Raw genomic sequence first — 23467 nt, 5'->3', positions numbered from 1 at the left:
AATTTAGATAAGCCCAAGCATTGTGGTTAGTATTATAAAAGTGCCTATAAGTATGGGTGCTTAGTAAATATGCTGATAACCGCAAGGGCATGCTTTTAGCCAAAGCGATGAAACTTCTACCTTATTAAAGTTTCAATATACTTTCCGCAAGTGTATTAGTGCTTTAAGAACATTTGAGACAGTTAGAATATTATAACTGCCTGACGCTCATAATTTAAATATCAATCAACTCGATGCATAGAATTATGCAAAGAGTTGCGCTCACCTGGAAAGCTTTCTTATAGCAAAGAGAGCTTGAAACTGCTGTGTTTGCATTTGCTGCTTAAAGAATTAAAACTAGTAACATTCAAATTTCCAAGTATGAAAACAAGATTTACCTACCCTAAATCTTTATTAACATCAGCACCTTATAAGCTCGTAGCAGCAGTAATCTGTGCTGCCTACATAGTGGTGCCCTCTTTAGCAAATACCTACTTTACCACAGGAAGTATTCTGGGGCATTCGGAGGAAGCAACTCGTAGCGATGCTCCCATAACTTGGAAGAAAGAAAGCACAGCTGACTTTAGTGGAGCTGTAGCAGCAAAGAGCAGATCGGCAGTTATTAACCAGGTACCGGTGTTTCCAACAACACCTTATGTGTTTTCTGTAAGTGCGGATGCCGCTGTCGGAAGTCTTATAGGAACGGTGGAAGCGCAGGATGCAGATAGCGACGCGCTAACCTATACAATAACGGCAGGCAATGATGCAGGCCTTTTTGAAATAAAATCCGGGACGAATGAAATAAGCGTTAGTGGCTTATTAAGTCCAGCTACATACACCCTTACGGTTACGGCGACAGAGGCAACTACTGATCCGCCTCTTGCAGCCAGTACGGACGTCACCATTACGGTAGAGGAGGCCCCTGTGGCAGGAGCTACACTGGTTGCAAGCGCATCTGCCCTGCAGTTTGGTGCTCAGGAAATTGGTGCTGCTTCAGCGGCACAAACTGTTACGCTAACCAATACTGAGGCTGTTGGGGGTGCTTCGATCAGCATCAGCAATATTGCCTCTGATAACAGCGCTTATATAGTGGTGCCAAATCCTGCTACGGCAGTGCTGGCCCCGGGAGAAACTTTTACATTTGAGGTAAGTTTCAACCCAGCGGTGGCTGGTGAAGCTACAGGAACGATCTCCATTACCCATGATGGAGCCGACAGTCCAACACTGATAACAGTAGCAGGAGAGGGGCAACTTGCCGCCAATCAGAGCCCGCAAGTAGCCGTGGCGCCACTTCACCAGAACCTGACGACAGAAACGGCTTTCAGCTTTTCAGCTGGCAGCTTTACAGATCCGGATGGCGATGTGCTCACCTACACGGCTACCCGTGATGATGAAACCGCACTGCCTTCCTGGCTGGTGTTTAACGCACAGGAGCTGACCTTCAGTGGTACAGCACCGGCAGCCGCTGAAGAGGTTGCCGTGAAAGTAACAGCTACGGATGCTTCCGCTGCCAGCGTGAGCACCTCTTTTACAATTACAGTTCAAGCTCCTGAAGTGGTCGTTGCATCCCTGGTAGCAGACCCTGCATCGTTAAGTTTCAATGCGCAGGTTATCGGAACTTCATCTGCGACGCAAACAATCTCACTTATACATTCCGGAGCTGCAGGAAGTGCAGCTATAAACATTACCTCCGTTACATCAGATAACGGAGATTTTGTTGTTTCAGCGCTTCCTGATATGGTGGTTAGTCCATCTGCAGTTGGAAGGGTGAATGTATCCTTTAATCCTAAAACAACCGGTGCGGCTTCTGGTATCATAACTATTACGCATACGGGTGCAAACAGCCCCTTGCAGATAGCACTATCAGGCGAAGGCGCGCCTGTTCCGGTGGTTGCCTGTACTCCTATCAGCACACTGCCCTGTGACCAGTTACTTGTAAGCCTTCCGGTTCGGCTGGAGTTTACGGGTTTAGAAGGAGGGCTTCAGGACAAAAATGGAGCCGGGCTTGGCTTTACCATGGTAGATCCTCCCTCTGCGCGTATAGCACTTGACGGAACTATCTATAATCCTAGTGTTCCCGGCTATGAGCCGGCACGCCTGGTACTGGCTAATGACCAACTTAAGATAAATGCGGCCAAAGGGATTTCTTTTCTGAAGACCACCACCAGCACAAACACCAACTCACAAATCAACACGCTTGGTGTAGCCTTTGCCGCAGCAGGTAGTTTTGATGTAAGCACTGAGATTGTTAACCCATACTCAGATGCTACCATCAATTCAGAGCAGGCAGGCGTGTGGTTTGGCCTGAATGAGGACAACTATGTCAAATTGGTTGCCGTGAATGGGGGCGTATTGGAGATGCGGGTTGAAACCGCAGGAGCTTCTGCGGATGCAACCAATAGGTTGCAGGCAAATGTGGCCAATTTAAACACCAGTGTCGTTACGCTCCGTTTACGGGTAGATGTCGTTCAGAAAACAGTTAAGGGATATTACAAACTAAACAACGGCACAGAAGTAGCCATTGGCTCGCTCGCTATTACAGATGCGCTGATAAATAAGTATCAGGTAAATGGAACAGCGGCTTCATTTGCCGGTATTTTTACTACCAAGCGTAATGAAGTGGCGACAGTTGCTGTTGAATACACATTTAATAGTTTCTCCCTCACACCCGCAGCTGCAAATCAGGCACCGGTAGTAGCTTCAGCCCCTCTTGACCAGATATTAACAGGCGGTTCCCTTATCAGCTTTTCTGGTGGCAGCTTTACCGATGCTGACAATGATGCCCTCACATACAAGGCAACGCTCGAAGGTGGGGGGGCGCTCCCAGTTTGGCTCACCTATAATACTGCCACGCAGCAGTTCTCGGGTACAGCACCATTAATAGCTACTAACCTACGGGTGACAGTTACCGCCACAGATCCGTCAGCGGCTGCCGCTGCTGCAACTTTTGCTGTAACAGTAAACCCGCCGGCACAAGCTCCTTCATTTACGAAAGCGGATGAGTTTGATAGCTACGGAGAGGGTGCTTTGAAGGACATGGCCAGCAGTGCCTGGGCAAAAGAGGCAAGTAGTGCAACAGGCAGTGAAGCTCAACTGCGGCAGGCAAAAATTTCTTTAGCAGGAAATCTGACCTCCGCCTATTCTGTAGACTTCTCTAATGTTGTTTACACATATGATAACAAGGCGATCACGGCTACTCCGTTGGTGATACAGGCCAATCAGCCATTTTATTTTGGTACTATCTTTAAGGTGAGCCAGATCGGGAGCCTGGCCGACAGCCGTATCCGCTCGGTAATCCGCATTGACGGCAACACAAATACTAGCACAACCAACTGGGTACGCCTGCAAGTGGGGAAAACCAACGGGCAACTGGAGGCACAGGTAGGCCTGGGTGGGCTAAGTGAAGTGCATTTCAGGCAAAATGTTGCTGCGGATGAAGCACTGCAACTGGTAGTAAAAGGCATTTGGAACGGTAATGGCACAATAGACTATTGGGTAGCCGTTAATCCGGTATTCAATGAGCAGCAGGTAAACTGGACGAAGGTTGCCTCTACGCATACTGTAAATAAAGCGCCTGTAATTGGCAGGTGGTTTATCAGCTCTGCCAACGCAGGAAACATCGGCAGCATTACAGCTGGCCGCATCAGCACTGATTATACTAACGTAGTTATTCCGGAGCCTGTAGCAGAAAATAATGCACCTGTATTTGCAGCTGCTTCTTATGATTTTAGTGTAGCCGAAACAGCTGAGACGGGCACTACGATAGGAGCAGTAGCTGCCAATGATGCAGATAATGAGCCTCTTACTTATACGATAACCTCAGGCAACGAAGCTGGCAAATTTGCCATAGATGCAACCGGCGCTATCACTGTCGCCTCCGCTCTTACGCAGACTGAGCCGACCGTTTATGCTTTAAGTGTAACTGCCAGCGATGGAAAAGCTTCGGCTTTTACGCAAGTAAATATCAGCGTAACAGAAACCATTCCGGCCAATCATAGTCCTGAAGTTGCTGTAGCCTTGGCAGACCAGGCTATAGAGGTTGGAGAAGCCTTCACTTTCACGCTTCCTGAAGGCACTTTCACGGATGCAGACCAGGAGGACGCGCTGACTTATACGGCCAGTCTGGAAACAGGAAATGCCTTGCCAGCGTGGTTAGCCTTTGATGGCAGCTCATTTAGCGGAACACCAACTGAAGCGGCTACCTACCAGATCATGGTAACTGCCAGCGACGGCAAAGCAAGGGTGGCAGATGTGTTCACTTTGGCTGTTAAAGAGCTGACGCAAGCAAACCGGACACCGCAAGTAGCCGTGGCGCCGCAGGATCAGAACCTGACTACAGAAACGGCTTTCAGCTTTTCGGCTGGCAGCTTTACAGACCCGGATGGCGATGTGCTCACCTACACGGCTACCCGTGATGATGAAACCGCACTGCCTTCCTGGCTGGTGTTTAACGCACAGGAGCTGACCTTCAGTGGTACAGCACCGGCAGCCGCTGAAGAGGTTGCCGTGAAAGTAACAGCTACGGATGCTTCCGCTGCCAGCGTGAGCACCTCTTTTACAATTACGGTATCGCCTGGAGTTACAACTGTTGCTGCATTAGGAACGAGTAATGAGGCTGTAAACTTCGCTGAGCAAACTATAGGTATAGAATCTACGGCCAAAACCATCACCTTCACGCATCTTGGGGAGCAGGGCAGTGGTGACATAACGATAAACTCAGTCGCAGTTACTGGTAATGCCTTTAATTTAGCGCCGTTTACTACTCCTGTTACTTTATCTGCCGGTCAAACAGCAACAGTGAATATCTTCTTTAATCCGACAGTTGCAGGTGAAACGAGTGGAAGCTTGGTAGTAACCCATAATGGGGAGAATGGGTCGCTCACTATCCCGCTCACAGGTGTGGGTGTTGGCTGTCCGCCGAATAGCATTCTGCCATGCGACCAGGTAGTTGCAAGCTTGCCTGTGCAACTGGAGTTTGGTGCAGCAGCAGGGGGTTTGGTGGATAAGAATGGTATAGGAACTGGTTTTACAATGGCACTGGCACATAGTGGCAGCAGACTGACAGAGGATCAGCCTGTTTCGAATGCTATCGTGAATGGCTATGAGCCTGCTAAAATTAGTGTGCTGAACAACAACCTGGTTGTTAGTGCCAACAAAGGTATTGCTTACTTGAACAATAATGCGCAGGTAAATACGCTTGGCGTAGGGCTGCGTAATCTTTCAAAGAAGTTCAGCATCGAGACAACCTTACTGAATGTGCCGGCTTTTACCGGGTCAGCACAGGAAGGTATTTGGTTTGGTATTGATGACAAGAACTTTATAAAGCTTGATGTAAACAGTAATAGCAACGTCAGAAATATTGAGCTTAGACGCGAGGTAAACGACGGATCATCAAGTACGACAGCCGATCAGTTACAGCTGGCAGGAGCATTTGCAGTAGGACAAGACGTAAAGCTGCGGTTAGAAATTGATCCGATTGCGAAAGTTGCCAAAGCATACTATACAGTAGGTACAGGAGCCGAAACATTGCTGGTAACAACTGGTATCAGCACACTGGCACTGCCAGATAGCTACTTTGCCGGCACAAATGGCGTGAGCTATGCCGGGTTATATGCCACTTACCGCAATGGAAGCACCTTCAATGCTTTATTCGATTATTTCACAGTAAAAGAAGCTACGCCGGTTAACAATGCCCCGGTTTTTGCCACAACGACCTACAACTTCAATGTAGTTTCTACAGCAGCAGAAGGAGCAGAAGTAGGCACCATTGCAGCTACTGATGCTGACCAGGATGCGCTGAGCTATACCTTCACAACGGGCAACGAGCAAAACTTGTTTGCCATAGATGCTAATGGTAAAATTACGGTTGCAGCTGCCCTGAGTGCGGCACAGCATGTGCTAACCGTAAGCGCTACCGACGGTAAGGCTACAGCAACCGCTACAATTAATATAAACGTAACGGATGTAGCGCAGGAGAATACAGCACCGGTAGCTTTAGCCGATGCTGCTACTGCCTATCATGGCACACCGGTACTTATAGATGTGCTAGCCAACGATACTGATACAGACGGCACGTTAAATGTTACAACCGTAACTGTTACAACGCAGCCGGAGCAAGGCACAGCAGTTGTCGACGCAACGGGCAAAATCAGGTACACGCCGGCAACCTTGGGTACTTATACTTTCAGCTACACGGTAGCAGATGATAAAGGTACCGTATCAGAGCCTGCACTTGTAACCGTGACCACAGGTATAAAAGTGAACTTCCAGGATATGGCTACCGTGCCACCCGCAGAGTACCTGAAAGATTATGGACAGGGCTTTGGCGTGCGCACAGATAGTAACCAAGGCACAGGATTAAGCTATGGCTGGAAAGACAAAGGGGATCTGAATGATGGGCCATTAGATTTAACGCTTAATGGAAGAAACCGCATTACGTCGACCTACACCAGCGCCAGCCAGGAAGAGAAACTACGTGGTACGCTGCTCCACATGCAGGGCGGCGATCCTGCCGGCTTCACTGGCAATACCACAGAAGGTAAATGGGAAATAAAAGTTCCGAATGGCAGATACCGCGTTGCCGTGGGAGTAGGTGATCCTTCAGTAGATAGTAAAATAACGGATACGCCGAAGCATTCTATCAACGTAGAAGGCGTGGCCGCTATCATACAGTTTGTTCCTGCAGGAACTGTTTTCAACAACAGTGGCACACGCCATAAATCCAATACCGTTGTTGTAGATGTGGCCGATGAACTCCTGACCATTGATGCCTTCGATGGTTTTAATACCAAGATCAGCTCTGTTGTTATTACGCCTACTACAGAACCTGCAGCAGGTACACTTGCCTTTGCGCCGAACCCGCTGGAATTTAACGGCCTTACAGGCAGTGCCGCCAGCAGCAAAACTGTTGCTTTAACAGGTACGCCAGCCGCAGCAGGCACTACGCCGAAGCTATTCGCAACTGCGCCGGACTGGTTAACTGTTCCGGCAGGGGCCTTTGGCGATCTTTCCTTTACAGCTATCCCTGGTGCGCTGCCGTCCGGCACCTATAATACAGAGGTAACTGCCAGAGCTGTCGGATATCTGTTCACCAAACTGCCGGTTATCCTCAACCTCAGCGATCCGCAAAATACAGAAGCGGTCATTACCACTTTTGCCCTTGCGGATGCCACTGGTACAATCAACACAACAGATCATACTATAGCCGTATCTGTTGCGCCGGCTACCGACCTGACCAACCTGAAAGCCACCTTCAGCCTTTCAACAGGTGCTGTTGCTACAGTGGGTGATGTAGTACAGGTAAGCGGCGAAACAGCAAACGACTTTACCAACGCCCTTACTTATACAGTAACGGCGCAGGACGGTACCACTACACAGGAATGGGTAGTATCGGTTACGAAAGAAGATGTATTAGCAAACCTGGAAGCCACGCCTTCAGAACTCGCCTTTACAGGGCAGATGCTTGGCACAACCTCCGGTAAACAAACAATAACACTACGGCACATTGGTGCTGCAGGAAGTGCAGCAATCACATTAGGGCAGGTGTCTGCCACTAACGAAGCGTTTGTTGCCACCGCACCAGCAGTCACAACACTGGCTCCGGGCGAGAGCACGACAGTAGATGTAACCTTCACGCCTGCAGCTGTTGGCCCCATAACGGCCAAGCTTGTCCTGCTGCTCAATGCGGAGCAGGTGCCATTTGAAATAAATCTGTTAGGTACGGGCGAAGCTGCCCCGGCTGCTTGTGCCCCAATCAGTACACTGCCATGCACTGAGATTGCCGTGAGTCTTCCGTTTAACCTGAACTTTACAGGAGATGAAGGAAAGCTGGCGAATACTGGCTTTACCATGGTGGATGCCTACAGTGCTGCTACCCGTAATGCTGCAGACGGAACGCCTTCATCAGATGTCAGAGGTTTTGAACCTTCCAAACTCTCCTTCAGCAACGGAACGCTGCAGTTTGTTACCAGCAAAGGCATTGCTTTTGTCAACAACAACAACCAGCTAAACTCATTGGGTGTTGCCCTTGATGCTTCGCAGAAGCTTACGTTGGAAACCACGCTAATACATCCGTTCAATGGAACACAGTCGGAGCAGGCAGGACTTTGGATGGGCCTGAATGATAAGACATTTTTGAAGCTGGTAGTAACAGGTAACAAAGTGGAGTTGCGCCGGGAACTGAATGATGTATCCAGCACCGTTGCCACCAACAACCCTGATCAACGCATGACACCAGTCATCAGCGGACTTGATAACCAGATAGTGCGCCTGCGCCTGGTGGTAGATCCTGTCGCTCAAACAGCAGAAGCCTTTTACTCTGTTGACGGCATTGTTTACACGAACGTGGGAGAAGGGTATACAGCAAAAGCTGTGAGTATAGCAGGGATGAATATTACTGTGAACGGCGCATACGCAGGTATTCAGGCAACGCATCGTAATGCCACTGCACCGGTAACTTATACATTTGAAAACTTCTCTGTTACACCAGAACAGGCGCCTGCCAACCGGGCACCTGTCGTAGCAGTAGCACCAAAAGATCAGCAACTTGCTGTTGGTGATGCTTTCAGCTTCTCGGCTGGTAGCTTCACCGATCCCGATGGAGATGAGATGACTTTTACAGCTACGCTGGCGGATGGCAGTGCGCTTCCTGCCTGGCTAACCTTTAATGCTGCCAACCTGACTTTTAGCGGCACAGCTCCGGCAACGACCACCACGCTGGCTGTGAAAGTAACTGCTACAGACGTTGCAGGTGAGGCAACAGGTGCTACTTTCGCCGTTGTTGTTAAAGAGTCGGTACCAGTGGTAGCCTGCTCTGAAATCAGTACACTGCCTTGCCCTGAGATTCTGGTTAACCTGAACAGCCCATACATCCTGAACTTTGGAGAGGATGGCGGTGGCCTGGCAGATAAAGCTGGTGTGGGCACCGGCTTCAGAATGGTTGATAAACCATCGGCCCGTTTGGCCGCTGACGGACCTGTTTACATGGCAGAAGTGCCAGGCTATGAGCCATCCAGGCTGGAAGTTGTAAACGGACAGCTAAAGATAACGACGAACCGCGGTATTGCATACCTGAAACCTACCGGAACAGGAACTACCAGCCCCCGCACCAACTCCCAGATCAACGCATTGGGTGTCGGTCTTAATGCCACAACGCAGAAGTTCACCATTGAAGCAGATGTCGTGAACCCGTATGTCGGGGCAAAAGCGGAGCAGGCCGGCTTATGGTATGGCCTTGACGAAGACAACTTTGTGAAGATAGTGGTTAGCAACGGAATCATAGAGATGCGCAGAGAACTGGGCGCTGTGTCCGGGCAGTCGGCCGCAGACGTAGTAACGTCCGGCACTACTGCTATTGCCAACATCAGTACAAGCACAGTAAAGTTAAAGCTGCTCGTTGATAACGCGGCAGGTACAGTTACTGGTTTCTACGCGATTAACGGTGGCGCTGAAATCCAGGTAGGAGGTGCTACTGCCATCATGAACATTCCGGCATTGATTGCTGGTAAAACTGTTGGGGAAGTAGCGAATATGTCTTTTGCGGGTGTGTTTGCCACGCATCGCAACGCCGGCGACCCCAACTTTGGAACACTGCTAAACCCACCGGTTTATAGTTTTGATAACTTTAAGGTGGAAGCCGTTACACCAGTTTCGAATGTGCTGGCCTTTACTCCGTCAAGTTTAAGCTTTTCAGCAGGCGTGGGCACCACGGTAGCGGCTCAAACTGCGACACTAAATGCCAACCAGGGTACGCCAAACGTGACGCTCAGCAAATCAGCTGACAGCGACTGGCTGACCTTGCCTGCCAGCGGCATGGGCGCGCTCAACTTTGCTGTTTCTACTACAGGGTTGGCACCGGGCACTTACATGGCTACGGTAACAGCAGCAGCTCCCGATTACACCAACGCGACTCTGACAGTTAACCTGACCATTACATCACCTGAAGTAGTAGCGCAGGAAATTCGCGTAAACTTCCAGGATCCCAATACAGTGCCGCCTACGGGCTGGGTACGTGATTATGGACAGGCTTTTGGCTCCCGTACCGGGCAGAATCAAGGTAGTGGCTTGATCTATGGCTGGAGGAAACGTTCAGACGGCAGCCTGCTTGATCTGTCGGTAGGGGGCAGTACGCCTGGCAACGGCCGTAACCGCGGGGTGCCTTCGGATGTGCTGCTGGCAACGCTGATGCACATGCAGGCAAACCAGGTAAGCGGCACATTTAACGGTACTCCGATAGAAGGATACTGGGAAGTTAAAGTACCGAATGGTATTTATGATGTTACCGTATCAGCTGGCGACGGCTCTGTTAATCAGGATACGGAGATCCATAGTATAAATGTAGAAGGTGTAAGTGCCATTAAAGGGTTTGTGCCAAGCGGCACTGCCGGCAGCCTGACAAGGTTCCAATCTGCCAAGGTAAGAGTAACCGTAACAGATGATTACCTAACCATTAATGCCGACGGCGGTACGAACACCAAGATCAACTCTGCCTTGATCGTACCTGTTTCCACTGATCCATACTTATATTGGTCTGCCAATAGCCAGACACTGGTAATTGAAAAAGGAACAGATGCTACGGACAAATCTTTCTCGCTGGAGCTGAACAAGTCGAACAGCCAGGAAGATGTACAGGCAGCGCTTTCCGTCAACTATGGCGAAGGTCCGTCTGGGTGGCTGAGCTTTAATGCCTCACATAATACCAGCGAACCGAATGTTACCTTCGATTATACTGCAGCGAAGGACTTGGAATTAGGCACTTATACTGCTACTGTTTCAGCTTCGGCAAACGGATTTACAAGTGCCGGCTTTATTGTGAAAGTTACCGTGGTAGACCCATCTGCCAGGCCATACGTGATCTCTTCTACGCCAGCTGACGGAGCAACAGGGGTGGCGCTTAACCCGACTATTGCGGCGAACTCCATCTATGTGCCCGAGGTACCTGGCTTTAAAGGTGGTGTCGATAATGCAACCATTACCTCCAGCACCGTGCAACTGTTCAAGGTTAGCGGCGGCTCTACCACATCTATCATCGGTACGGTGCAAGGTACCGGTGGCGGCGATGCTATCAGCTTCTCGCCTTCTTTTGCCCTGGAGCCGAATACTACTTATAAGTTTGTAATAACTGATGGCGTGAAATCGTACAGTGGCGCTCAGTTTATGCCGTACGAAGCTAGCTTTACCACCGGATCAGCCTCAACAGAACCTACCGGCCCATTGGCAGTGGAGTTTAAGCCGGAGGCAATTCCTGGCACGCAAGGGAAGAAGTATACTTCGCTGACCTTCGGGCCAGACGGTAAGTTCTATGCCCTGCGACTTGATGGTACTATCGAACGCTTTAATGTAGACCATGTTACCGGGCAGCTCAGCGGAATGCAGGAGCTGAAGAAACTGGTGAATACGTATGGCAACCGTTCTGCAGTAGGCTTAACATTCGACCCGGCTGCTACAGCTGATAACCTGATTGTTTGGGTATCGCATTGCTCATCTGGTTTGGATAATGCACCGGAGTTTGACGGTAAGATATCGAAGTTAACAGGCAGCAACCTGGAGAATGAGCAGCTGGTACTGACCAAACTGCCACGCTCTAAGAAAGACCACCTGGTAAATAGTATAGCCTTTGGTCCGGATGGCGCCTTATACTTTAACCAAGGTAGCTGCAGCTCTATGGGTGCCTACGATGGCACCTGGCAGCGCAACGAAACACTTCTGTCCGGAGCAGTGCTGCGGCTGGATGTAGATAAACTGAATGGATTGCCGCTGCCACTGGATGTGCAGACAACAGCCAATCAGTCGTTGATCAATGCGGCACCGGCCAATTCTATCACCATGGCGGATGGCACTTACAACCCTTATGCCACCAACTCGCCACTGACGATCTATGCTTCAGGTGTGCGAAATGCTTTTGACCTGGTGTGGCATAGCAACGGCCAGTTGTATGTGCCTGCCAACGGCTCTGCAGCGGGCGGCAATACGCCGGTTTCGGTACTGGGTACCCGTCGTCCGGACGGAACTTTCTACGACGGACCGGCTATACCTGCCACAACCAGCGTGCAGGTACAGCGGGATTGGTTGTTCCGTATCAACCCTTCCAAACCAGTAGGATTCTATGGCCATCCTAACCCGCTTCGCGGACAGTATGTAGCCAACAGAGGGTATGCGGATGACACTAAATACCCGGCCGGAACAGTAGCTGATGTAAGTTACCGGGGCGCCGCCTTCGATTTTGAATATAACAAATCGCCAAACGGAGCACTTGAGTACAAGAGCAATGCCTTTGGCGGTGCTTTGAAAGGCTGGCTGCTGGTATGCCGTTTCAGCGGCGGCAGCGACATTATCGCCCTCAAGCCTGGCGCAATGGCGGTTGGTGCTGATCTGGGAAGCGATGCTGTTTACGACATTGTAGATTCCCGTACCGGTTCCGGCACCAATGGTATACCGGGCTTTAGCAACCTGTCTAACCCGCTGGATATTACAGAGGATGTGGAAACAGGTAACATCTATGTAATAGAGTATAACTGGAACAACACTGCCGGCAAAGCAACGCAGATCACCTTGCTGAAAGCGACTACACCATCTGCTCCAACTGCTGTAGCCACCGTTACACCGGGGCAAGTGATTGATAACGTGGTGGTAAATACAACTGGCGTAAACAGAACAGTTACCATTGCCAATACCGGCAACGCCACGCTCACAATAAGCGGGATTGCGCTGGAGGGGGTAAATGCCAGTCAGTTCCGGCTGTCAGGTGTTGGTAGCATGCCGCTCACCGTGGCACAAAACAGTGCAACCACTTTCAACGTTGCCTTTACACCAACTTCTACCGGCGTGAAGGAAGCCAGTCTGCGCATCAGCAGCACCGGCGGAACAGATAAGCTTGTACAGCTGAAAGGTTTAGGAACTGCCGGTCTTTCCGGCACTAACGAGCCATCGCTGCAGGCTATTTTGAACCTGTATGGGCTGAAGATCAATGTTGGAGATGACGATGTGAATACGAATATCATCAACAGCAGCACCACACAACAAAAGGCCGCTTTGCTGGGTGATGAAGTTGCTATCCAGAAGTTCGAAAGAGCCGTGGATGGCCCTGTTACCGTTGAGCCACTCGCCGTGTTCGGTCCGCAGGATGCCCAAGGTATTGTAACCGGTTTTGGCTGGTATACTTCAGGCGATGCCAATGCAAAGAACCAGTTGTTCACTGTAGCAAACAGCGACTACCAGACCGTACGCGTAAATGCCGTCGGTAACCTGTCTTTTGACCCGGGTATCGGTAGCTTTGGCTTCTACTCACACTGGCCATACTTTGCTGATCGCCACTTGTATAGCGAAGACGCGCTGAACACATTTACCGGCGCTATACCGCACCATGTGCGCGTGTATCCGCTGAAGAATGCAGATGGCGTGCTGGTGGAAAATGCTTATGTGATAGCCACAGAAGAACATGTCAGTGGATTTGACTTCCAGGATGTTGTCGTGATTGTGCGCAACGTGCGCCCTGCTGGTCAGGTGGTGGTGAATACCGGCAACCGAATCAACGCCGGCGGCCCGCAGTTTACCGACAGCCAGTCACAGTCCTGGAGCGCAGATGCTGCGTTCGTAGGCGGCGCTGTGTCTTCCAAAACCTTTGATGTGCAAGGCACTACTGACGATGCCCTGTACCTGACCTACAGGTATGCGACTCCTGCTGCCACTGCAGGAAGCCCTGGCACTCCTTTCAGCTATAGTATACCTGTTAGCGAACCGGGAGAGTACAATGTTAAACTTCACTTCCTGGAGCCATACTTTGGTGCACCGGGAGGCGTAGCGGGCACAGCAGGTGCCAGGGTGTTCCATGTAGACTTAGAAGGACAGCGCGTGCTAAGCAACTATGATATCTTCGCCCAGGATGGCGCCGGAAAAGCAGTTGTGAAGAGCTTCAATAATGTAAGTATAACTGATGGCAAACTCGATATCGCGTTCACGTCGATCGCTAACAATGCCATCATTTCAGCAATAGAGTTTGAAAAGGTTACCGAAACGCCGCCGCCAACAGTAGCCGGTTTAAAAGTAAACTTCTCCGATCAGATTACGGCAGCACCAAGCGGCTGGCTTAAAGATTACGGACAGGCTTTCGGCGACAGGGGCAATGGTAACAAGTATGGCTGGCTGACAACAGACGGACAGACGCCGCTGGACCTGACCCTGAACGGACGTAACCGCAACCGGGTAGGCATCGACCTGCTGCTGAACACCATCGTGCTGATGCAGTATGCCGACATTGCAAACGGCAGTCCTGCCAATGGTAATAAAACAGAAGGCATCTGGGAAGCGGAGCTAGCCAATGGCGTTTACGATGTAACAGTAGGCGTTGGCGACCAGGTAGGAGCGAACAATATCTACGACAGCCAGCACACCATTAATGTGGAGGGCGTGACCGCTATCGATAAGTTCCAGGGTACTCCGGCCAAAGAGTTCGAGCAGAAAACAGTAACTGTCAACGTAACGGATGGTCGCCTGACCATTACGGCAGCGGGCGGTACCAACACCAAGATCACCTCGATCATTGTGCAACCGTCTACTACTGTACCGACACTCGCTGTAACACCAGCCGAACTTATTTTTAATGGAGTAAATGGCACTACGATCGGGCCAAAGGCTGTAATGCTGAAGAATGAAGGCGGAAGCCCGCTCACCATCAGCAGTATTACAAAGACAGGACCTAACCAGGCACTGTTTACGGTAGCGGGCACACCTGCTACCCTGGAAGCCGGAGAAACTGCCACAGTAAACGTTACTTTTGCGCCGAATGCGGTGGGTAACCTGGAGGCAGCCCTGGAGATTGCCTCCAATGACCCAGCTGCTCCAATCAAAACAGTAGGCCTGTATGGGCTTAGCACCAGTGGGTTTGAGGGAGGCAATGAGCCACCGCTGGCCAATGTGGTAAAAACCTTAGGCTATGGTATAAATGTAGGCTGGACAACGCTGTCCAGCAGCATGGATTCTGACGCAAAAGGCGAGGAGGCCCTAGTGCCTCTGTTTGAGAAAGCCGGCAACGGCAATGTGACCATTACGCCGGTTGCCCGTTACTCTCCTGCCGAAGAACTGCCGTTTGGCTGGTATACGGGAGCTGCTGCCACCTCCTTAAATCAGGTAGGTGTCTTACTGGGAGGTTCTCCCAATCACCAGACGCTGTTCCCGGGCTTAGCCTCGGGGGGCAGTACCTTTGATCCGCAAACAGCGACATTCGGTATCTATGTAGATTCGAAAACCTTTAATCGCAAAACGTATACAGAGGATAACCTGAACGCACAAACCAATGCTGGTTTCGACCACCGGGTACGCATCTATCCGATGAAAGGCCGCGACGGACAAGCAGTGCCAAACAGTTACCTGGTATGCTTTGAAGATGCGGAGAATGGTGACTACCAGGATTATGTGTTCGTGCTGACGAATGTGGTGCCTGCAGGTGCCCGTCAGACACTTGCTTTCACCCCTAATACGCTGGACTTTGCGGTAACAGAAGGCGGAACCAGTTCGGCGAAAGAGGTGACACTGAGTGCTAACACCGGCACTCCGGGAGCCATCACGTTAACGAAATCAGCCAACAGCAACTGGCTGCTGCTACCAACAGCAGCTGCAGGTAAGCTCTCTATTGGCGTAGATGCTACTGGTCTGACCGCAGGCACCTACGAGACAACGGTTACAGCGGCGGCTGAAGGCTATGTGAGCGCCACCATGCAGGTAAGTCTGGAGGTAGGTGGCTTTAGTGCCAACTCCGTGAAGGTTAACTTCCAGATGGCATCTTCCGCTACCCCTACAGGCTATGCGCCGGATGCCGGCTTAGCATTTGATGCAGTACGCGGCTACGGCTGGATAGATCCTGTGACGAAGCAGCCGAAAGACCACACCGCCAGCATGCGCGACCGCACAGCCAGCGGCGATGAGGTGCGCCTGCGTACACTGGCGCTTATGCAGGGCACCAGCAACGGACAGACGCCAGGCACCTGGGAGTATGTGGTGCCGAATGGCTTGTATAAGGTATCAGTAAGTGCCGGTGACCCGGACTTCTTTGATAGCCGACACCAGCTTAATGTAGAAGGTATAGCAGCCATCAACGGCTTTATACCAACGGCGCAACTGAAGTATAAAGCTGTGACCGTGATAGTGGAAGTGAACGATGGCAAGCTGACCATTGATGCATCAGGTGGTACAAACACCAAGATCAACTATGTAATCATAGACACTGCCACACCAGAGGGCGATCATACGGCACCAGTTGCAGTGGTGAAGCTGAAAGGCACCGTACAATCTCCTGGTGTATACAAGGGCGAAGTAATTGCAACAGTTGATGCTTCGGATGCCGGCGGCTCAGGTCTGACTTCTGTGCACTATAGCCTGAACGACGGTCCGTTTACAGAATACTTCGCTCCGATCCAGGTGAAAGAGCCTGGAACTTATACTATCCGGGCGAAAGCGGTGGATGGCAATGGCAACGAGTTCACGTCGCAGCCTATCAGCTTCAGTGTGGTAAAACCAGTGCTGAGCTATGCTAACATGGTGGTGGAGAATATGGACAAGTTCCCAGCAGCTGACCACCTGACCTTCTCTAACGTTCAGACGCCGTGGCGAAGAACAGATCCAACCGTTACGCCTTATAATGAAAACCATAATAAGGTAAAACTGAAGATCAGCAACAAGGGTGCAGGTCCGCTGGTGATCAGCAACCTGACCCTATCTAACACAAGCGGCTGGAAAATTGCCCAGTTGAATGGCGTAGACTTTGATGCTACCACAGCACTGCCGGTAACTGTAAACACCGGAAGCGCGGTAGAAGCTACCATTGAGTTTATTGCCAAAGACCTGGGAGGCCGCGTGAAAGTGCTGCACGACACCTTGTATATAGCATCTAACGATGATCTGGCGCCTTATAAGAAAGTGAAGCTGCATGGCTTGTGGCAGAACAGAGGTGAAGGCAGCAATGAGCCGTATGCTCAAGAGATCATAAATGCCTTCGGATTCAAGACCAAAACAGGATTTAGCTCCAACGACGGCACTTCAGATGGTAGCAACATCGTGTCGAACTCAGATGAGATTCTGTCGTCCTTCTTCCTACGGGCCGATGCAAGCAAGCCGGTGTATGTGATTCAAATGGGTGCTTACCATGGCTGCTGCTCCGCTACGGAATCTTTCCAGTGGTATGCAAAAGGAAGCACCACCAATAGTACTGCCTTCACGCATAATGCGCTCGACGGGCAGTCGCTGTTGCCAAGAAAGAACGGCTCTACCACTGTGCTGGCAGAGGGAACATTCTCGCCGTCCACAACAACGGCGAACCCGACGGCAGCCTTCGGGTTTAAAGTTAGCAGCTCATACTCCGACAGAACCAGAAACTCGGAAGGCAAAATAGGCCTGCGAATCTGGAAGGCGATCGATGCGAACGGCAACATCATTCCGAACGCTTATATTATTGGCCATGATTATATCGGCAATCCAACTGTTACCAACTACGACTATCAGGACAACGTCTTCTATATCAGTAACGTGAAACCTGAAACTGGTCCGGCCAACTTCTCAGAACTGGCTACTGCACCATCAGCCGTAAGTATAGGTAATGTAATGGTTGGCGCGAATAAAACGGCTACCATTACGCTGAACAACCTGGGCAAAACTTACCCGGATGGCAGCAGCGACCCTGCTATAGACATCAAGCGTGTTGAGATTACGGGCGCTGACCTGAGTGACTTTACGGTAGGAACACCTGCTGCTGCAACTATAGCACCACAGGCTTCTACTACCGTTGCGGTAGGGTTCAGGCCCGGCAGCCGAGGCATTAAAAATGCCGCACTGCTGGTGCATTACAACAACTCACTTTCGCCGCTGCGCATACCGCTTTATGGTATAGCCGATGATGGCTGCTCTGCTATTGCCGTGCTCAAGCGCATCAAAGGCGGTGCCGATGCGAGCGTAACGATTGCCGGTAATGTATGGGAGGCAGACAAGAGCTACCGCAAAGGCAACGTACAGCTCGACAAACCTGCTGCCACGCCAATTGCCGGTACCGATGACGACGTGCTGTACCAAACGTATCTGTCTTCTACCGGTGATCTGAACGAGATCAGCTATGCCGTGCCAATGGCCAATGGTACTTACATGGTGCGCATGCACTTTGTAGAGAACTTCTGGACAGCAGTAGGATCCAGGGTGTTTAACATAAGCCTTGAAAACGAGCTGCGCCTGTCTAACCTGGATATTTACCGGGAAGTAGGCTACAAGGCCGCACTGGTGAAGGACTTTGAAGTAACCGTGACGGACGGAGTCCTGAACGCGAAGTTCAACCCAAGTGCCAACAGGCTGGCCCTGGCAGGTATGGAGATATTTGGTGTGACAAACAGCACCAGTACGCTGGTGCTTGGCACAAAAACGATAACCGGATCAGCTTGCGGCGTACCAGATGGCGCTGTGGAACTGGCGGTTTCTAACTCTACAGCTACCTCGTTCCAGTATAAAATGGGTGCTGCAGGCACTTACCAGGCATCCGCAGTATTTGCTAACCTGGCTGCCGGCAGCTATACTTTCTATGCCAGAGAGAATGTGGCGGGCGGCTGCGAAACATCCGCTGTGATCACGGTGCCGAACAGGGATAATAACCTTGCGTTTGAGGTGTCGGCTCCGGCACTGGCTTGTAATGCGGCAACTGGTACCGCTACCGTGAGCAACGTATCAGGTGGCGCAGGAAATTATACTTACGCCTGGAACACGGCGCCGGTGCAGACCGGCAGCACGGCCACAAACCTGAGCCCGGGAGTATACACGGTAACAGTAACCGATGCAACCACTGGCTGCAGCAAGTCGCAGGAGGTAAGTATAACCCGCGTAGATGGTTGTGTGGTTACGGCTATCAGAATTAATGCGGGAGGTGCTGCCTACCAGGCCAAGAACGGCGATAACTTTATGGCCGATCAGTACTTCTCAACAACCAACTCCAATACGTACAGCAACACGTCGATTGCTGACATCGGCAATACCGAAGACGATCTGCTCTATAAAACTGAACGCAGTGGAAACACTGACAGAGGCAGCTTCACCTATAGTATTCCGGTGAAGAATGGCAATCATACGGTAAAACTGCACTTCGCAGAGATCTACTCTACTTCGACAGCAGATATTGGCAGAAGGGTGATGAACGTGAAAGTGGAAGGTCAAACCGTTCTCAGCAACTATGACATTATTGCAGATGTCGGTGTGCGCACAGCAGTTGTTAAATCATATGATGTGGCCGTAACGGATGGTGTCCTGAACCTGGAATTTGCAGCAACCGCGAACCGTCCGAAGGTATCGGCCATAGAGGTGATCACTGTTTCTGAAGCAGTAAATGAGCCTCCGGTTGCTAATGCGGGTACGGACCAGACTATCACGCTGCCAACTAGCAAAGTAACCCTGACAGGTACCGGATCAGATAAGGAAGATGGTGCCAAGGTAAGCTTTGCCTGGAGCCAGCTTAGCGGCCCGAATACAGCTGTGATTGCTGCGGCTACCCAGGCAACGACAGACGTAACAGGCCTGGTGGAAGGTGCTTATACATTCCAGCTGACCGTGACAGACTCGAAAGGTGCTGCTGCTAACAGTACAGTAAAAGTGACGGTAAATAAACCGCTGCCTGTTATGGTTCGGGTGAATGCCGGCGGAACGACGCAGACCGTGAACGGGGTAACCTGGCAAGGTTGTATAACAGGAGACTGTAACAATTATGTTACCGGTGGTTTTGCCTATACCCAGACGCCGCTGCCAACTATTACAGGAGCTGCTTTCCACGACCTGAACCAGAGCGTGTACCAGACCGAGTGGACAGGAGGCCAGAGCGGAGGCAATGTAGTGCCGGCAGGTGCAACGGCTTTTGCTTACAGCATTCCGGTTACAAACGGCCAGTACCTGGTTCGCCTATACTTTACAGAGCTGAACAAGACCGGTGTGAATCTCAGAACATTTGACGTGAAGCTGGAGGGACAGGAAGTGCTGACACGCTTTGATGTGTTTGCAGAAGCAGATGGAGCATTGAAAGCGATCTACCGCGAGTTCCCTGTTACAGTAACGGACGGCAATGTATCTGTCGCCTTTATCCGGCAGATTGAAAATGCCAAGATCAGTGCCATTGAGGTTGTACCGCTGAGCGAAGCGACACTGAACACACTGCCGGTAGCAAATGCCGGGGAAAACAGAACGGTACCAACTACAGGCGCGCAGGCAAGTGTAACCCTAAACGGAGCCGCTTCGGCTGACCAGGACGGATACCTGGTATCGTATACCTGGAGTGAAGGGGGAACGGTGCTGGCCAAAGGGGTTTCGCCAACGGTATCGCTCGGATTGGGCAGCCACAAACTGACCTTAACGGTGAAAGACAACGCCGGTGCTGTTAACTCAGCTGATGTTACAGTGGTGGTAGAATCTGCCGGGTATGCTTTAACAGTAACCACGCAAGGCCAGGGAGTTGTAACTCCGAGCAGCGGCACTTACGGCAGCGGAACAACGGTCAAGCTTACTGCCACACCGGAGCCGGGCTACATGTTTACTGGCTGGAGCGGCGATGCTTCCGGCTCTGCTAACCCGCTATCCATTACGATGAACGGCAACAAAGCCATCATCGCGACCTTCAGTCTGAAGACCTACACGGTAAGCGCGACAGCGGGAACAGGAGGAGCGGTAACTGTAAATCCGGCCAAAACAACCTATACGCAAGGCGAAGAAGTAACCATTACTGCCATAGCCAGCGATGGGTATGAGTTTACCGGATGGACGGGCAGCAGCAGCCAGAGCAGTAGCCTGGTCGTAACCGTAACCGCTGATGTAGCTGTAACGGCTAACTTCCGGCAGAAGCAGTATAGCCTGAATGCTACAGCCTCAGCCGGGGGCGCTGTCTCCGTGAACCCAGTACGAACAACTTATACTTACGGAACAACCGTTACACTTACAGCAACACCGCTGACCGGGTACATATTTGTAGGTTGGAGTGGCGATGCAACAGGTGTTACAAATCCGCTTGGTATAGTGATGACAGGAGATAAGGCGGTGACGGCCAACTTTGCACCGGAGAATAGCAATCCTACACTGTCTACGATGCGGGTGAATGCCGGAGGTAGCACCCAGACAGCTGGTGGCGTAACCTGGTCGGGATGTAGTGCCGCCGGTGCTTGCAACAATTATGTGAGCGGAGGCTTTGCCTATACCCAGAGTCCGTTAGCATCCATCTCAGGGGTGCCGTCAAATATGACCCAGAATATCTTCCAGACAGAGTGGACTGGTGGCGCATTTGGAGGTGTAACGGTTCCACGTGGGGCTGTAGCCTTTACTTACAACATACCGGTAGTGAATGGCAGCTACATGGTGCGCCTGTACTTTACCGAGCTCAATAAGAACGGAACAGGCCTGCGGGTGTTTGATGTGAACCTGGAAGGGGGAGACAAAGAGTTGGTAAGCTTCGATATTTACAAAGAAGCAGGCGGCATACGCAAAGTAATTATGCGGGAGTTCCCTGTCACGATTGTAGACGGAAACGTAACCATCGACTTTATCCGCCAGGTAGAGAACGCAAAGATCAGCGCTATCGAAATAGTACCGGCCCAGAGCACTGCTAACCAGTTGCCTATAGCAAAAGCTGGCGCCGACCAGGCGCTCCTGGCTGGCGCAGATGGCACTGCTTTGGTATCGCTGGATGGTTCAGCCTCCGCTGATCCGGATGGCACCATCAGCAGCTATGTATGGAAAGAAGGCAACTCCCAGCTCGCAACAGGAGCGAAGCCTACCTTTAGTCTGAGTACTGGGGTGCATACTATAATCCTGACTGTGACAGACAACAAGGGAGCTACGGCTTCTGATGAAGTGGTCATCTCGGTTAATCCTGCTACTGCCTGTGCACTTCCGAGTGGCTGGTTGTCAAAGAACATCGGGGCTGTGGGCAGTGCGGGAGACGTTTGCTACAGTAATGGCAGCTATACGGTGCAAGGTTCAGGCACCGACATCTGGAACACTTCCGATCAGTTCAGATACGTGTACCAAAACCTGAGCTGTAATGGCGAGATCATAGCCCGCGTGAACAGCCTGACCAACACAGACCCGTGGGCAAAGGCAGGCGTAATGATCCGCGAAACGGATGCTACCGGATCGAAGCATGCTATGATGGTGCTTACTCCTGGCAACGGCGCCAGCTTCCAGTACCGCACAGCCACGAGCGGAAGTATGAATAGCGTTAGCAGAGCTGCCGTTGCACCACAGTGGGTGCGCATCACCCGCGAAGGCAACGTGTTCAAAGGCTACATCTCAGCTACAGGACAATCCTGGACGTTGGTAGGGCAGGCTACCATCAGCATGAACAGCAATGTGCTGATCGGCCTGGCAGTAACGGCGCACAACAACAGCGCAACTGCCTCCGCTAACTTTAGCAATGTGCAGGTAACAGGGCTGGGTTGCTTCTCGCCGATCAGGATTAACGCAGGTGGCCCGGCGCTTACGCTGAAAGATGGAACCGTATTTAGTGCAGATAGGTACTTCTCGAATACTTATACTTACCAGAACACATCGATCGCGGACATTGCCGGTACAGAGGATGATCAGCTGTACAAAACGGAAAGAGGTTCGAACACAAACCTCGGAAGTTTTGCCTATAACATTCCGGTACCAAATGGCCAGTATGTGGTGAAACTGCACTTTGCTGAAATTTACTGGAGTGCTACCAGCATCGGCAAACGGGTGTTTGATGTAAATCTGGAGGGAGGAACCGTGGAACTGCCGCGTTACGACATTGTCGCTTCGGTTGGTACGCGCACGGCTGTCATCAAAGAGTTTACAGTATCTGTTACGGATGGCGTACTGACGATCAACTTCAGCGCCAGCGCCGATAGGCCGAAGATCTCAGCGATAGAAGTATTGCCGAGTGCCATCAACGCCTCTTTACTGGCTGCTTCTTCTGATGTTAGCCTGAATGGAGCAGGAATGGGAGAAGCTGGTATGTGGGTCAAAGCGTATCCGAACCCTAACCCGGGTGATAAGGTAGGGGTGACGCTTGCCAACTACGGCAAACGGGAAGCAGTGAAGGTGACGATCTACACGGTTGACGGGCGCATCATCTATGCCAAAACAACCGAAACAGATGATAGTGGTGCTTCTACACTGGATGTTGACCTAAACAAGCAACTCAGCAAAGGCGTCTACATCATTCGGGCGACTTCTGCTACCGGCTCCTCACACACCAAGCTCCTGGTAAACTGACATAAACCGGGAGCCCGCTAAGCGGAGTTGAATCTAAAAAGGCTAAAGCCAGGGGAGATGAAATCTATCTCTACCTGGCTTTAGCCTTTTTTATTGATGCTTGTCTCGCAACGTGCTTTCAGAAATATAGGCGGCTATACTTGCTTTATGCCCGAGGGTAACAGAACCATCTTGTATTTACAATCTATTACCTGTCTGTTAAAAATGAAGGTGAGTACTTGCTTTTTAGGAATAGTATCTATTTCTTTATACTAAT

The 23467-nt window shown here is 51.0% G+C and carries 1 protein-coding gene; it reads left to right on the top strand.

The features are described from left to right. Positions 1 to 615: 615 nt before the first annotated feature. A complete protein-coding gene (locus ABDW72_RS05040; protein WP_347157367.1) occupies positions 616 to 23211 on the top strand; it encodes a malectin domain-containing carbohydrate-binding protein in 22596 nt (7531 codons plus the stop codon). Positions 23212 to 23467 lie beyond the last annotated feature (256 nt).

The organism is Pontibacter chitinilyticus (assembly GCF_039748935.1).
GTDB classification, from domain to species: domain Bacteria; phylum Bacteroidota; class Bacteroidia; order Cytophagales; family Hymenobacteraceae; genus Pontibacter; species Pontibacter chitinilyticus.
The sequence above is the reverse complement of the archived record's forward strand: the minus strand, read 5'-3'. Positions and strand labels throughout refer to the sequence as shown.